We start from the raw sequence: 13,600 nt of genomic DNA on the forward strand, positions 1-13,600 counted from the left end.
GCCGGGACGCCCGCGGGGGACGGAATGGTAAGTGAAGCGCCGCCTTTCTGGTGGACGAAGCCGGACTGGCGGGCCTATGCGCTCTGGCCGGTCTCCCGCCTCTACGGCCTGATCGCCGGCCGCCGCATGCGCAAGGGCCGGCGCGCCGAAGTGGCCGTGCCCGTCATCTGCGTCGGCAATTTCACCGTGGGCGGGGCCGGCAAGACGCCGACGGCGATCGCGCTCGCCCGCGCCGCCAAGGCGCGCGGCCTCAAGCCCGGCTTCCTGTCACGCGGTTATGGCGGCTCGCTCGACGTCACCACCGTCGTCGATCCTCACCACCACCGTGCCCGTGCGGTCGGCGACGAGCCGCTGCTGCTCGCCCGCGAGGCGCTGACCGTGATTGCCCGCCGGCGCGTCAAGGGTGCGCGCAAGCTGGTGGAAGAGGGCGCAGACCTCATCATCATGGACGATGGCTTCCAGAGCGCGCAGCTGACCTTCGACTATGCGCTGCTCGTCATCGACAGCCGCCGCGGCATCGGCAACGGCCATCTGGTGCCGGGCGGGCCGGTGCGCGCGCCGCTCGACGAGCAGATGCGCCAGGCGAATGCGCTTCTGGCGATCGGCAACGGCAACGCCGCCGATGCGCTAATCCGTCAGGCGGCACGCGCCGGCAAGGCGATCCATTCGGCCACCCTCGTCACCGTCGGTGCCGAGGACCTCGCCGAAAAGGTCGTCATGGCCTGGTCGGGCATCGCCGACAACGAGAAATTCTTCCGTACCGTCACCGAGACGGGCGCGCATCTCTACGTGACGCGCAGTTTCCCCGATCACCATCATCTTTCCGAGGACGAGGTATCGGAGATTCTCGACCATGCCGAGGGCGTCGGATACCAGCTCGTCACCACCGCCAAGGACAGCGTTCGCCTCGCCGGCGAGCATGGCCGCGCGGAGGAGTTGAAGGAGAAGAGCCGTGTGATCGAGGTGGAGATCCGTTTCGACGACCCCAAGGGGCCGGACGCGATCATCGACGCGGCGATCGTCGGCGCAAGGCGGCGCAAGCTGCACCGGCTGGCCGCGAAGTAGCGGAAGAGGGCAGGGACAGGCAGAGACCGACAGGGGGTCCGCCCCTTCAGACAGTCTCTACGGTCTATTGCTTCTTCTGCGTGGGCAGGGCGCCGGCGCGCTTTTCGGCCTCGAGCGAGGCCTCGGCGGTGGCATAGGGTTCCTGCCGCGCAACGCTCCAGTAGCGCAGCTCGTCGACGGGCACCATCTCACCGGTCATCGCGCAGATGACGTGCGAGCCGGGCATCAGGATCTGGAAATCGCCGTCGAGATAGCGGATCTTCGCTTCGCGGCTGCCGCGTCCTTCAAAACGGTTCATCATCGATTTCAATATCCGTCTCATCAAGGGGCACGCGCCGGCTGCGCGGTCGATACCGTGCCATATCCCGGCCGCGGCGAAATTTCCAGCCTTTTCGCTGTCGCACCCGTGAAGGGGCAGGCGTTGGAAGAACGGGCCACGCCTTCCGCCCAGAGTATTTCCGGTGAACTCCGGTTCACCGGAAATACTCTGGATTCTTGTTTTACCGCGTTATCCGACGCCGAAGCGATTTCGCTTCGGCTGGAAATGCTCTAGCTCCGCCCGAACAGGCGCTCGATATCGGAAAGCTTGAGCTCGATATAGGTCGGCCGGCCGTGGTTGCACTGGCCGGAGCCGGGCGTCGCCTCCATCTGGCGCAGGAGCGCGTTCATCTCCTCCGGCCGCATGCGCCGGCCCGAGCGCACGGAGCCGTGGCAGGCCATGGTGGCGGCAAGGTATTCCAGCTTGTTCTTCAGCCCGCTCGCCGTGTCCCATTCGGCAAGTTCGTCGGCAAGCTGGCGCACGAGCCCGACGGCGTCCATCTCGCCGAGCATGGCCGGCGTCTCGCGGATGGCGACGGCGCCCGGTCCGAAGCGCTCGATGCCGAGGCCGAGGCGGGAGAATTCCTCCGCATGGGACACCAGCCGGTCGCAATCGTCCTCGGAAAGATCGACGATCTCGGGGATGAGCAGGGCCTGCGCCGGTACCGCCCGGGCATGGAGGGCGTTGCGCATCGCCTCGAAGACCAGCCGCTCATGCGCGGCATGCTGGTCGACGATGACGAGCCCATCCTCGGTCTGGGCGACGATGTAGTTCTCGTGCAATTGCGCGCGTGCTGCGCCGAGCGGGTGGCGCTGCGGCGGTTCCTCTTCCCGCGGCGTTGCCGGGGAAGGGGCGAAGACCGGTTCGCTGCGTGCCGACGGCGCGGCGAAATCGGCAAAACCGGTCTGCCTCTCGCTGAAATGCGGCGCGGGAGCGCTTGCCGCCTCGAAGGGGCGGTAGGGCGAGGCGGCCGGGCTCCAGGGCGTCTGCGGGCGCTGCGCCTCCGGCCGGAAGGCGCGCATGAGGCCGCTTGCGCCCGTGGTGGAGGCCCGGTCGCCCTCGCGGGCGAGCGCCTCGCGGATCGCGCCGATGATGAGGCCGCGCACCAGGCCCGGGTCACGGAAGCGCACGTCGGATTTCGCCGGATGCACGTTGACGTCGACGAGTGCCGGGTCGATGTCGATCGCCAGGACCGCCACCGGATAGCGCCCGTGCGGAATGGTCTCGGCATAGGCCGCGCGCAGCGCCGACCAGATCAGCTTGTCCTGCACCGGCCGGCCGTTGACGAAGGCGAACTGGTTGAGGCTGTTGCCGCGGTTGAAGGTCGGCACGCCGGCAAAGCCGGTCAATCCGACACCCTCGCGCGCCGCGTCGATCTCGATGGCGTTGTCGCGGAAATCGCGGCCGAGCACCTGCGCGATGCGGGCGAGCCTGTCGGTGCCTGTCGCTGGAAATTCCAGCGTCGTGCGGTCGGAGCCCGACAACACGAAGCGCACATGCGGAAAGGCGATCGCCATGCGCCGCACGACGTCAGAAATGGCGGAGGCTTCCGCCTTCTCGCTCTTCAGGAATTTCAGCCGGGCGGGCGTGGCGAAAAAGAGGTCGCGCACCTCGACAACCGTGCCGCGATTGGCCGCGGCTGGCCGCACGGGCGCCACCTTGCCGCCGGTCACGCTGATCTCGGCGCCCTCGCCGGCCTCGGCCGTGCGGCTGAGCAGCGAGAGCTTGGCCACCGAGCCGATGGAGGGCAACGCCTCGCCGCGGAAGCCGAGTGTGCGGATGTCGGTAAGGTCCTTGTCGAGTTTCGAGGTACAATGCCGGCGGATGGCCAGTTCCAGATCCGCAGGCGCCATGCCGCCGCCATTGTCGGTGACACGCAGCAGCGTCTTTCCGCCGCCGGCCGTTGCGATCTCGATGCGCGTCGCCCCCGCATCCAGCGCGTTCTCGATCAGCTCCTTGGCGGCGCTTGCCGGCCGTTCGATCACCTCGCCTGCGGCAATCTGGTTGATGAGAGTTTCGGAAAGCTGCCTGATCGTCATGCTGCCATTTTCGCGGATTCGGCGAGGCCTTGGAAGGGGCAAGTTGGCTTATCCCGCCCCGCGGCGCCCGGCGACCTGAAATCGTTTAATCAGGCTTTAATAAAAAGCTGCCAACGTGCGCGCAGGTTTGTATGAACACAAGCCGGCCGGTTTCCCGGTGGACAATTTCAGCGTCGCTGGCCGCTGTCATTCCCCTCTGTCCGAAGGTGCAGGATGCACCGATCAGCATGCGTCCGGGAATGCCAGACAGGCGAGGTCTGCCACTATGAATGATGTAGCGTCGCCAGACGCGAACATCCGGCTGGGTATGTTTGAAGCCGCGTGCGATATCCTCGCCGCCGCCGTGATCGTCTACGACAAGAACGATTGCCTCGTCTTCGCCAGCCGCCAGGTCCTGCGCTACTTCCCCATTCCCGCCGATACGCTGAAGCCGGGCACGCGGCTGCGCGACGTGCTGAGCGCCATTTTCGACAGCGGCGTGCGCTACGGTATTCCGCCCGAGCAGCGCCACAAGGCCGTCAACCGCGAGGAGTGGATTTCCAACCGCATCTCGGCCCACTGGCGCGAGCAGTACGACGCCGTGGAACGGCTCGGCCGCGACCGCTGGATCCATTTCCGCAAGCGCCGCCTGCCGAGCGGCTACAATGTCACCACGCTGGTCGACGTCTCCGAGCAGAAGAAGCAGGAGGAGCAGTGGCGCTCGGATCTCGAGCGCATCGCGCTCACCGAGGAGATCCTCGAGACCCTGCCGTCGCCGGTCGTCATCAAGGATCGCAATTTCGCCTATATCGCGGCCAACAAAGCCTTCTGCGCGATCTACAATGCCAATGCCGACGGCATTCTCGGCCGCTCCGTCTGGGATCTGGCGGATGCGGAGAATGCCGAGCGCATCGAGCGCTCCGACCGCATGGTGCTGGAAACGGGTGAGCCCTACAGCGTGCCGGAGCACGTCATCCGCGCCGACGGTACCGATCTCTACGCCATCACCCGGAAGTACCGCATCGGCGCCCCGGGGCACCATGCCATCGTCACGGTGATGGAAGACGTGACGGCGCTCGCTGCCGGCAACAGGGCCGTGTCGGATGACGGCGACGTGCTGCTCAGCGTGCCCGGCGGCTTCGTCGAGGCGCAGAACTGCTTCGATCCGGTGCGCGACGCCGAGCGGCGCTTGCTCCTCGAACAGTTGAACGGCGACGAACTGCGGGCGCTTTCCGGCAAGCGTGCCCTGGTCGCCACGCCCAATCCCCGCATCGAGGAGATCCTGGTCGGCGAGTTCCGGGCGCGCGGGGCGGATTGCTGCGCGGTGCACAGCGTCTACGAACACGATGCCTTCCTCGCCCTTGCGGCCCGCGAGGGCCTGTCGGTCGATCTCGTGGTGATCGACAACAACCTGCCGGACCACGAGCGCATCCTTTCCAACGACCGGGGCATTGCAACGCGGGTCATCGTACCGGATGGCATCGGCCCGGATTTCATGCGCACGCTTGTCGAAGAGCACGAACTTCTCTCGGAGAACGCATCGCCGCTCGGCGACATCCTCACACCGGTGTCGCTATCGGACGACTGGTACATCGCAACGGACATTTCCGTCATGCTGCCGGGTGCCGTCGGCGACATCGAGGTGCTCGTTGCCGAGGACAACCAGATCAACCAGTTCGTCTTCTCGCAGATCCTCGAGGGCATGGGCATTTCGCACCGCATCGCCGAGAATGGCGAGGAGGCGGTGATGCTCTGGCGCAAGCACCAGCCTCGCCTCGTGCTGATGGACATTTCCATGCCTGTGATGAACGGCATCGATGCTGCGATGGAGATCCGCGAGGCGGAGAAGCTGACGGGCACCCACACGCCCATCGTCGCCGTCACCGCCCAGGCGCTCAATGTCGACATGCAGAACTGCATGGATGCCGGCATGGACGACTATATCACCAAGCCGGTCAGCCCCGACATGATCGAGGCGATCTACCGCCGCTATGTCTCCTCCGGCAGGGAGAAGGCGGTCGCGTGAGGCGACCGCCCGCGAGGGCGCTCAGAGAATGAAGTCGGCCTTGGTGAAATCGATGAGGCCGGAGAAGCCGATCGCGAAATCGGCCTTGCCGTCGCCGTTCGTATCTCCGTAGACGTAGGTTTCGCTCTCATACTGCTTGAAGCGCAGTTCGCCGGCCTTCTTGTGAAAACCGCCGTCGCCGACGAACTTGAACGTCTGGTTGCCGCCGGATTTCGTGCTGGCGTCGATCGCCGAGAGGTCGATCTTGTCGCCCGACCCCTCCGAGAAGTCGGAGATCATGTCACGGCCGGCTTCCTTGACGGTGGAATCCGTGACGGACTTGAACACGAAGACATCCCGGCCGGAGCCGCCACGCATCATGTCGGCGCCCTTGCCCCCTTCGATCGTATCCCGTCCGCTGTCGCCGTTCATCCAGTCGTTGCCGGTGCCGCCCTTGAGAAGGTCGTTGCCGGAGCCGCCGTAAAGCTCGTCATTGCCGCTTTCTCCGTTGAGGACATCCTTGCCATCCTCGCCGTACAGCGTGTCCAGACCCGCGCCGCCGGCGAGCGAATCGTTGCCCCCGCCGCCCGAGAGCATGTCCGCGTCGTTGCCGCCGCCGAGGAAATCGTCGCCGCCATAGCCCCAGATGTTGTCGTCGCCGTCATATCCACGGATGACGTCGTCGCCGTCGTCACCGCTGATATAGTCGTCTTCGAGGAAAAGCAGGTCGAGGGCCGTCGCGGTCGTGGTGTGCTGCTTGAAGTCGTTGAGGCTCAGGTCGGCGAGGCTGATCTCCAGCGTCAATGCGTTGCCGGCATTGCGGAACTGGATGAGGCTGAAGTCGGCATCCAATCCGTCGACCGTGCCCGAGGGGTTGGAGAAGATGGCCTTCACCGTCTGGCCGTTGACGGTGACGGACACGCTTGCGGTGCCGTCCGTGTTGAAGCTGACCGTGCTTGGAGAAATGCGTTTGGCAAGCAGGGCGACCGTTTCCGCGAGCGTGCTCGTGGAGAAATTGCCGATGGTGGAATAGGTGCTGATGGTCGACATTGCCTGTTCTCCTCGCAAAACAGCCGCATCCGGACGATGCCGACGGCCCGGGTCGCAAATTTTTCGCGACTTCAAGTCCGTGCCGTCTGAAACCAGAAATTGCGTTACCTCTGCTTGCCTGTCAATATGGGTGTCCTGCGCCCGCAAAAATACAACGCAGGCGCGTCAACTCCCCAGATTTGGGGAGGCCGGTGGGCAGGAGTGACGATTGTTTGCTATGTTTTTGTTAACGGTCATGCCTCATCGTGGAACCATCCTCGGAGGTCGCGTGCAAGTACGGGAAATCATTGATGAAGTCTGCTGATCCTGCAGCGCTGGATGTTTCCCAGACTGACCTCCACGCCATGGCCTATACGGACCCGTTGACCGGGCTCGGCAACCTTTACCGGCTGCGCGACAAGGTGCGCCAGATCGCCAAGGAGCGTGAAGAGGACCCGGCACCGTTTGCCATCGGCATCGCCAATCTCGATGGTTTCAAGCCGATCAACGACCTTTTCGGCCCGCGTGCGGGGGACGAGATCCTCTGCCAGGTCGCCCATCGCCTGAAAGCCTGCATTCCCGACGGCGCCACCGTCACGCGCCATGGCGGCGACGAGTTCGCCTTCGTGCTGCCGCTGGTCTTCGAGCGCAAGGGCGCGGAGAAGATCGGCCAGATGCTGCGCGAGGTGCTTTCGGCCCCCTTCGACCTCGGCGACCGCAACGTGCGCCTTTCGGCCTCGTTCGGCTTTGCGATCTTTCCCTTTGCCGGCGAGGACTTCACGGAGCTGCTGAAGAGCGCGGACACGGCCCTCTACCGTTCCAAGCGCCGCGGCCGCGGCCAGATCACCGTCTATTCGCAGGAAATCGCCCAGGAGATGAAGCGCGCCACGCAGCTCGAGCAGGCGCTGCGCAATGCCATCATCGCCAATGAGGTGGACGTGCATTTCCAGCCGATCGTCAGCCTGCGTGACGACACGGTCGTCGGCTTCGAGGCCCTGGCGCGCTGGTGCGATGCCGACCTCGGCTACGTTTCTCCCGCCACCTTCGTGCCGCTCGCCGAAGAGCGCGGCTTCATCGACGCGCTGTCCGACACGCTCCTGCGCAAGGCCGCCGAGACGGCGCTGTCCTGGCCGAAGGAGCTGTTCCTCTCGTTCAACCTCTCCTCCGCCCAGCTGATGGACCCGAAGACGGCCTTCAACACGCTGGCGATCCTCAACCGTGCCGGGCTCGATCCGCGCCGGCTGGAGCTGGAGATCACCGAAACCGCGGTGATGACGGATGCCGACACCGCACAGAAGATCGTCGGGGAACTGCGTGCGGCGGGCGTGCGCATCTCGCTCGACGATTTCGGCACGGGCCAGTCGAGCCTCGGGCGCCTGCGTGACTTCGCCTTCGACAAGGTGAAGATCGATCGTGCCTTCGTCTCGCGCATTTCCAACGACAAGGCCTCCGAACACATCATCAAGGCGATCGTCGCCATGTGCGAGGGGCTCGATCTTGCCGTCGTCGCCGAGGGCATCGAGGATTTTTCCGAGGCGCTGAAGCTGAAGGCACTCGGTTGCGGCATGGGGCAGGGCTATTTCTACGGCAAGCCGCAGGATGCCGTCGCAACCATGCGTTTCCTCTCCGATCGCTATGTCAGCGTCGAGGGCCGCGCCGCCTCCTGAGGCGTCGTCCCGAAACAGGTCGCTTCGATAAAATTGCAGGCATTTGTTTAGCCGGATGGCAAACAACCTGCGGTATGGTTGGTTCCAGAGTGAATGTTCGTGAGTGGAGCCACGGATGACGACCATCAAGGATATGCCCGTCAGGGCGAACAGCCGTTCCAAGGTCCGTATTTTCGCGACGGTGCGGGTGATGCATCAATCGACGCGGGCGCGGGTCATCGACCTTTCCCCGACGGGCATGGCCTTCGATGTGGAAAAACCCATCCAGGCAATGGCCGGCCAGCTGGTAACGGTCGAGAGCGAGGAGCTGGGTCGCCTCAGCGGCACGGTACGCTGGTACACCAACGGCCGCCTCGGCATCGAGTACAAGCTGTCGACCAATGCGCTTGCGCAGATCACCTCCTATTTCCGCTTCTTCCATGAAGAGGTACAGCCGGTCCTGCGCCGCTGATCTTCAGGCTTCGCCGCTGCGGCCCAGCCGGCCTTCCTCGAGAAGCCAGTCCCGCACCCGCCGGGCTGGCCCGTTGAGTTCGCGCGAGCGCGGCCAGACGACGTGGAAGGCATCGTTCGTCCTCAGCACATGGCCGCCGACGGTGACGAGCGCGCCCGAGCGCACCTGCCCGTCGATGAGGTGCCGCCAGCCGAGGGCGACGCCTTCTCCCGCCAGCACGGCCTGGATCACCAGCACATAGTCGTTGATGGCAAGCCGCCGCGCCTGCGCGGGATAACGCACACCCGCGCTGGCGAACCATTCCGGCCAGTCGCAGGCCGCCCGCACCGGCTCCTCCAGGTGGATGAGCGGCAGCTTCAAGAGTTCTTCCGGCGTCGTCGCATGCCCGCGGCTCTCCACGAAGGCCGGGCTTGCGACGGCCGTGATCACCTCCGGCGCCAGCAGCGCGGCATGATAGCGTGGCCACTTCGCCGGATCGCCGCCACGAATGCCGAGCGGGATCGGCTCCTCGTCGAGGTCGAGATCGCGCACGCTGGTCTGGATGCGCAGGTCGATGTCGGGAAGATCGGCGCGCAGCTTGGCGAGCCGCGGCAGCATCCACATCGAGGCGAAGGCGGTGGAGGCGGCAAGCGTCACATTCGCCTCCCGCCCCTTGGCGCGGATGTCTTCCGCCGATTTCTGGATGCGCGACAGGCCGAGCGTCACGTCCGCATGGAAGCGCTCGCCGGCATCGGTCAGCTCCACGGCGCGGTGGACGCGGTGGAAGAGCGCGACACCCAGCTGCTCCTCGAGATTGCGCACCGCATAGGAGACGGCCGCCTGCGTCATGCCGAGTTCGGCGGCGGCGCGGGTGAAGTTCTGGTGCCGCCCGGCAGCCTCGAAGATGATGAGACTGGAGGCGGAGGGAAGCAGGCGGCGCAAGGTTTCCATAAATGGAGCTTATAGTCTTCGTAAGTTTTTTCCAGCGTCACAAGGCGTCGTTTCACGCCTAGCCTCGTCCAGGATTATGGAGGCGACAATGGCAGACGCAGCGACGATCGAAGCACCGGCACGCAGGGGGAGGGCGCGACCTGCCCGGCGGGATGGCGCCGCCAAGGCGCTCGGCGTGCCCTATATCGTGCGGGGCATCCCGACCTATGATGTGCTGTCCGAGGAGAACCTGCAGAAGATCGAGCGGGCAGCGGACCGCATCCTCGCCGAAGTCGGAATCGAGTTCCGCGACGATCCTGCCGCCATCGACCACTGGAAGCGGGCCGGTGCGAAGGTCGAGGGTCTGCTCGTGCGCTTCGAGCCCGGCATGCTGCGTGAGATCGTTTCCGCGGCGCCCGCCGAATTCACCCAGCATGCCCGCAACCCGGCCAACAATGTCCAGATCGGCGGCAACAAGGTGGTCTTCTCGCCGGCCTATGGCTCGCCCTTCGTCATGGACCTCGACAAGGGGCGGCGCTACGGCACGCTGGAGGACTTCCGCAACTTCATCAAGCTCGCCCAGTCGAGCCCCTGGCTGCACCATTCCGGCGGCACGATCTGCGAGCCGGTCGATATCCCCGTCAACAAGCGCCATCTCGACATGGTCTACAGCCATATCAAGTATTCCGACCGCGCCTTCATGGGCTCGATCACCGCGGAGGAGCGCGCGGAGGATTCCATCGATATGGCGCGCATCCTGTTCGGTGCCGATTTCGTCGACCGGAACTGTGTCATCCTCGGCAATGTCAACGTCAATTCGCCGCTCGTCTGGGACGGCACCATGACGAAGTCCCTGCGCGCCTACGCCCGCGCCAACCAGGCCGCCGTCATCGTGCCCTTCATTCTCGGCGGCGCGATGGGGCCGGTCACCAATGCCGGCGCCATCGCCCAGTCCTTTGCCGAAACACTTGCCGGCTGCGCGCTCACCCAGCTGGAGCGCAAGGGGGCGCCGGTCATCTTCGGCAACTTCCTCTCCTCCATGTCGCTGCGGTCAGGCTCGCCCACCTTCGGCACGCCGGAGCCCGCCATCGGCTCGATGGTCGTCGGCCAGCTCGCCCGGCGCCTGAAACTGCCATTGCGCTGTGCCGGCAATTTTTCCAACTCCAAGCTGCCGGACGGCCAGGCCATGCAGGAAGGGCTGATGTCCATGCTGTCGGCGGTGCATTGCGGCGCGAACTTCATCCTGCATTCCGCCGGCTTCCTCGACGGTCTGCTTTCCATGTCCTACGAGAAGTTCGTGATGGATGCGGATCTGTGCGGCGCGCTGCATTCCTATCTCGCCGGCGTCACCGTCGACGACAACACGCTCGCCATGGACGCCTTCCTTCAGGTCGGCCCCGGCAGCCACTTCCTCGGCTGCGACCACACGATGCGCAACTACCAGACCGCCTTCTGGGATTCGGCGCTGTCCGACAACGAGCCCTTCGAGAAATGGAGCGAGGAGGGCGGCTCGACCGACATGGCGACCCGTGCCAACCGCCAATGGAAGAAGATGCTCGCCGAATACGAAGCGCCGCCGCTGGATGCTGCGATCGACGAGGCGCTCCGCGACTACATGGACCGCAAGAAGGCCGCCATGGCCGACGCCTGGTATTGAGGCCTCTGGGCCGCGCACGAAAAACCCGGTGGCGCAGGGATGTGCCACCGGGTTGGAGATCAGACGGAGCCTGCCGGATTATTCGACCGGCTGGGTGGTGGCCGGAGCCGTGCCCGTATCGGTTGTCGACGAGGTCGTCGATGTGTCGACCGGGGTAGTGGCCTGGCGTTCGGCAACCTGCTGCGCCGTGGTCTTGAATTCCGGCGCGGCCTGCAGGCTTTCGGCGGTTTCGGTCGTCGTCAGCTTGACGTCGTCCGTGTCGGGGACCTGCGTGATCGAGATCTTCTCGAACGGAACCGCGACCCATTTTTCACCGATGCCCAGGAAGCCGCCGACACCGACGACGGCTGCGGTAATGCCGCCGTCCTTCTCCATGATCAGGTCGGAGATCTTGCCGATGCTTTCGTCGGCGCTGTTGTAGACGGCCTGGCCGAGATAGGTGTTGGCGCTGATCTGTTCCGGCGACTGGGCCGTCAGATAGTCACCGCCGGCAGCCGGAGCCTGGGCCGTGTCCTCGGTCGGGGTCGTTGCCGGCGTCTGGGCCGTATCCTCGGTTGCCGGCGTGGTCGGGTTTGCAGCGGTGTCGCCGGGCGTGGTGCCCGTTGCGTCATCGCCGGTCATGCCCGGCTGCTGCTCCATCGTCTGGGTCTGGCCGGCGGCGGGCTGGTTGGTGTCCTGGGCATAGGCTGCCGGGGCAATGGCCGCGCCGAGGAAAAGGGCACCAGCGGCAACGGAAGTGAGAAATTTCTTGGTCATTTTGAACCTGCCTTTCGTCTCATTGGCATCAAGGCGGGGCGGTCTTGAAAAGGGGCCGTCCACACCGGTTGATGGACAAGGAACGACGACCCCGGGCTTTGGTTCCGATAAAAATTGCCTTCTTTTTGATGGCTGCCATGCATTTTTGATGCAGGAAGCGGCCGCGGGATCGCAGGCCGCTCCCGGCTTGATGAGCCCTTAGAGCGTGAATGCCGGCTCGAAACGCCCCTTCACCGCAACGCCCAGTTCGAAGGTCTGGCCGGCATGCGGATCGGCAAGGCGACCGGCCGCCTCCAGGCCCTGCCAGGCCGATGTCACCATGAGCCGATCGGCTTTGTCGCCGATGAAGGCCGGGCAGCTCGCCTGCGATGCCGGCACCAGATGGCGGGCGATCTTCGTGCCGTCGGGCGTGTAGACGTCGACGGCGTTCGCACCCCAGCGGGCATTCCAGATGAGCCCGTCCGCATCGCAGACCGCTCCGTCGATGTCGCCCGGCGTGCCGGTCTCGTCGCTGAGCACTTCGGGCGTGCCGGTGGGCAGGCCGGTTTTCGGGTCGAGCGCGACACGCATGAGGTGGTTGACATGCGAATCGGTGAAGTAGCCGGTGCTGCCGTCCGGCGAGAAGCAGATGCCGTTCGGGATCGTGACGTTGGAGAACAGCTTCGTCACCGTCGTGCCGGCGATGTGGTAGATCGCGCCCGAATGTTTTTCCGCCGTGCGGCCCATCGTGCTCGCCCAGAGCGCGCCGGACGGGTGGACGCGCCCGTCATTGGAGCGGTTCTGCGGCTTGTCTTCCAGCGTGAGATAGGGGCTGAGCGCTCCATCGGCGACCTTGCGCAGGAAAAGCCCCCGGTCGGAGACGATGAGCTGGCGCTCCGGATCGACGACGGCCAGCACGCTGCCGAGGAAGGGCAGCGCATGGGTCGCCTTGGTCATGGTCGCAAGATGCAGTTCATGCAGCATCTGGCCCGTAATGTCGAACCAGTAGGCCTTGCCCGTCGCCGGATCGTAGGTCGGGCCTTCGCCGAGCTGCGAGGCCGTCTCGCAGAGGGTGCGGCCGGTAAAGGAATGGATCTCGGTCATTTCTTGCCTCCATAGACGGCGTCATAGGCCTCGACCGTCGCGCGGGCGCGGCTGCGCACCTCGTCGGCGCCCATGCCGACCTTGTAAAGGCTGGAGCCGAGGCCGAAGCTGCGGATGCCGATGGCGGCATAGTCGGCAAAGTTCCTTTCCGAGACGCCGCCGACGGCCGCGATCTCCAGTTCGGCCGGCAGCACGGCGCGGATCGCCTGGATGCCGGCCGGGCCGAGCACGCTGGCGGGAAAGAACTTGAGGCCTGTTGCCCCGGCGCGTGCGGCGGCGAGCGCTTCCGTCGGGGTGAAGACGCCGGGCATCGTCACCATGCCCTTGGCAGCGGCGGTGGAGATGACGTCGGGCTCGACATTCGGGCTCACCATCAGCTGCCCGCCCACGTCGGCGAGCCGGTTGACATCGGCGACGGTGAGCACGGTGCCGGCGCCGATCAGGCAGCCCTCCGGCGCCATCTTCACGGCCGTCTCGATCGAGGTGAAGGGATCGGGCGAATTCAACGGGATTTCGATCGCGGTGAAGCCCGTCTCGATCAGGGCGCCGACGACGGCTTCGGTCTCGCTCGGCTTCAGGCCGCGCAGGATGGCGATCAGCGGGTACTTCATCGGGGGGAAGGGGATGCGGTTCATCGGTTC

12 protein-coding genes are annotated in these 13,600 nt (G+C 65.4%); 5 read left to right on the plus strand and 7 right to left on the minus strand.

Translation table 11 applies throughout. From position 1 onward, the window contains the following. Positions 1 to 24 precede the first annotated feature (24 nt). The gene (gene lpxK, locus P9A16_RS07950; protein ID WP_023515456.1) at positions 25 to 1,065 is read left to right on the plus strand and encodes a tetraacyldisaccharide 4'-kinase; all 1,041 of its coding nucleotides are present in this window, start codon (positions 25 to 27) and stop codon (positions 1,063 to 1,065) included. A gap of 64 nt (positions 1,066 to 1,129) precedes the next feature. Here the strand turns inward: lpxK and P9A16_RS07955 are convergent, their stop codons facing one another. Beyond that, positions 1,130 to 1,366: a DUF2093 domain-containing protein gene (locus P9A16_RS07955; protein WP_023515455.1), complete on the minus strand. Its 237-nt coding sequence runs from the start codon at positions 1,364 to 1,366 to the stop codon at positions 1,130 to 1,132. A gap of 248 nt (positions 1,367 to 1,614) precedes the next feature. Further along, positions 1,615 to 3,423, minus strand: a complete 1,809-nt coding sequence (gene mutL / locus P9A16_RS07960) for a DNA mismatch repair endonuclease MutL (RefSeq protein WP_023515454.1) — start codon at positions 3,421 to 3,423, stop codon at positions 1,615 to 1,617. Positions 3,424 to 3,730: 307 nt separating this feature from the next. Between mutL and P9A16_RS07965 the strand changes: the two genes are divergently transcribed. Beyond that, positions 3,731 to 5,428, plus strand: a complete 1,698-nt coding sequence (locus tag P9A16_RS07965) for a response regulator (RefSeq protein WP_051758601.1) — start codon at positions 3,731 to 3,733, stop codon at positions 5,426 to 5,428. 21 nt (positions 5,429 to 5,449) lie between these two features. Here the strand turns inward: P9A16_RS07965 and P9A16_RS07970 are convergent, their stop codons facing one another. Beyond that, complete coding sequence (locus tag P9A16_RS07970) at positions 5,450 to 6,457, minus strand: calcium-binding protein (RefSeq protein ID WP_023515452.1); 1,008 nt, start codon at positions 6,455 to 6,457, stop codon at positions 5,450 to 5,452. 290 nt (positions 6,458 to 6,747) lie between these two features. On the opposite strand from P9A16_RS07970, the gene P9A16_RS07975 reads away from it, so the two are divergent. Both P9A16_RS07975 and P9A16_RS07980 read left to right on the plus strand, forming a co-directional pair. Beyond that, positions 6,748 to 8,103 (plus strand): putative bifunctional diguanylate cyclase/phosphodiesterase, encoded by a 1,356-nt coding sequence (locus P9A16_RS07975; protein WP_023515451.1) that lies wholly within the window; start codon positions 6,748 to 6,750, stop codon positions 8,101 to 8,103. Between the two features lie 115 nt (positions 8,104 to 8,218). Further along, positions 8,219 to 8,554, plus strand: coding sequence for a PilZ domain-containing protein (locus P9A16_RS07980; RefSeq protein ID WP_023514081.1), 336 nt, complete (start codon positions 8,219 to 8,221; stop codon positions 8,552 to 8,554). A gap of 3 nt (positions 8,555 to 8,557) precedes the next feature. On the opposite strand, the gene P9A16_RS07985 is transcribed toward P9A16_RS07980, so the two are convergent. After that, positions 8,558 to 9,484, minus strand: coding sequence for a LysR substrate-binding domain-containing protein (locus P9A16_RS07985; RefSeq protein ID WP_023514080.1), 927 nt, complete (start codon positions 9,482 to 9,484; stop codon positions 8,558 to 8,560). Between the two features lie 88 nt (positions 9,485 to 9,572). Between P9A16_RS07985 and P9A16_RS07990 the strand changes: the two genes are divergently transcribed. Then, a complete protein-coding gene (locus P9A16_RS07990) occupies positions 9,573 to 11,120 on the plus strand; it encodes a trimethylamine methyltransferase family protein (protein ID WP_023514079.1) in 1,548 nt (515 codons plus the stop codon). Between the two features lie 78 nt (positions 11,121 to 11,198). On the opposite strand, the gene P9A16_RS07995 is transcribed toward P9A16_RS07990, so the two are convergent. The 3 genes from P9A16_RS07995 to P9A16_RS08005 form a co-directional block, all read right to left on the minus strand. Then, positions 11,199 to 11,876 carry a PRC-barrel domain-containing protein gene (locus tag P9A16_RS07995; RefSeq protein ID WP_023514078.1) on the minus strand — a complete coding sequence of 226 codons (678 nt, stop codon included), beginning with the start codon at positions 11,874 to 11,876 and terminating at the stop codon, positions 11,199 to 11,201. Between the two features lie 198 nt (positions 11,877 to 12,074). Beyond that, positions 12,075 to 12,959 carry an SMP-30/gluconolactonase/LRE family protein gene (locus P9A16_RS08000; protein WP_023514077.1) on the minus strand — a complete coding sequence of 295 codons (885 nt, stop codon included), beginning with the start codon at positions 12,957 to 12,959 and terminating at the stop codon, positions 12,075 to 12,077. Then, positions 12,956 to 13,594 carry a 2-dehydro-3-deoxy-6-phosphogalactonate aldolase gene (locus tag P9A16_RS08005; protein ID WP_037405823.1) on the minus strand — a complete coding sequence of 213 codons (639 nt, stop codon included), beginning with the start codon at positions 13,592 to 13,594 and terminating at the stop codon, positions 12,956 to 12,958. The genes P9A16_RS08000 and P9A16_RS08005 overlap by 4 nt, the downstream gene beginning before the upstream one ends. Positions 13,595 to 13,600 lie beyond the last annotated feature (6 nt).

Source organism: Shinella sp. 838 (assembly GCF_029623935.1).
Classification (GTDB): Bacteria; Pseudomonadota; Alphaproteobacteria; order Rhizobiales; family Rhizobiaceae; genus Shinella.

Coding starts and splice junctions, on each gene's coding strand:
- P9A16_RS08005 (WP_037405823.1), bottom strand. CDS start 13,594: ATGAACCGCATCCCCTTCCCCCCGATGAAGTACCCGCTGATCGCCATC.
- P9A16_RS07985 (WP_023514080.1), bottom strand. CDS start 9,484: ATGGAAACCTTGCGCCGCCTGCTTCCCTCCGCCTCCAGTCTCATCATC.
- P9A16_RS08000 (WP_023514077.1), bottom strand. CDS start 12,959: ATGACCGAGATCCATTCCTTTACCGGCCGCACCCTCTGCGAGACGGCC.
- P9A16_RS07995 (WP_023514078.1), bottom strand. CDS start 11,876: ATGACCAAGAAATTTCTCACTTCCGTTGCCGCTGGTGCCCTTTTCCTC.
- P9A16_RS07965 (WP_051758601.1), top strand. CDS start 3,731: ATGTTTGAAGCCGCGTGCGATATCCTCGCCGCCGCCGTGATCGTCTAC.
- P9A16_RS07955 (WP_023515455.1), bottom strand. CDS start 1,366: ATGATGAACCGTTTTGAAGGACGCGGCAGCCGCGAAGCGAAGATCCGC.
- P9A16_RS07970 (WP_023515452.1), bottom strand. CDS start 6,457: ATGTCGACCATCAGCACCTATTCCACCATCGGCAATTTCTCCACGAGC.
- P9A16_RS07990 (WP_023514079.1), top strand. CDS start 9,573: ATGGCAGACGCAGCGACGATCGAAGCACCGGCACGCAGGGGGAGGGCG.
- P9A16_RS07975 (WP_023515451.1), top strand. CDS start 6,748: ATGAAGTCTGCTGATCCTGCAGCGCTGGATGTTTCCCAGACTGACCTC.
- lpxK (WP_023515456.1), top strand. CDS start 25: ATGGTAAGTGAAGCGCCGCCTTTCTGGTGGACGAAGCCGGACTGGCGG.
- mutL (WP_023515454.1), bottom strand. CDS start 3,423: ATGACGATCAGGCAGCTTTCCGAAACTCTCATCAACCAGATTGCCGCA.
- P9A16_RS07980 (WP_023514081.1), top strand. CDS start 8,219: ATGACGACCATCAAGGATATGCCCGTCAGGGCGAACAGCCGTTCCAAG.